This is a genomic window from Corynebacterium sp. HMSC055A01 (assembly GCF_001809405.1).
Classification (GTDB): Bacteria; Actinomycetota; Actinomycetes; order Mycobacteriales; family Mycobacteriaceae; genus Corynebacterium; species Corynebacterium hesseae.
In genome coordinates this window covers 1-201 of the sequence record NZ_KV797542.1, presented here as the reverse complement: position 1 = coordinate 201, position 201 = coordinate 1, and the positions used below count along the sequence as shown (strand labels likewise).

Here is a 201-nt window from a genome sequence, read left to right as displayed (position 1 = left end):
GGTAGACACCTGATATCCAGCCCGGTTGGGTTGGGAAGAAAGGTAATCTACCACCATGCCTAGGTACTCCGAACAGTTCAAACGTGATGCTGTGGCCCTCTACGAAAACAATGAGGACCTCTCACTTCACGCGGCTTCAGCAGAGCTTGGAGTCAATCGTTCCTCACTTTATTCCTGGCTTAAGCAGTACGGCACCGGCAA

Annotated in this window: 1 protein-coding gene; it reads left to right on the top strand. The window is 51.7% G+C overall.

All coding sequences use genetic code 11. The annotated features are described in order from the left end of the window. Window positions 1–55: 55 nt before the first annotated feature. On the top strand, window positions 56–201 hold a 146-nt coding region (locus HMPREF2604_RS02895; protein ID WP_141746414.1), incomplete at its 3' end, for a transposase.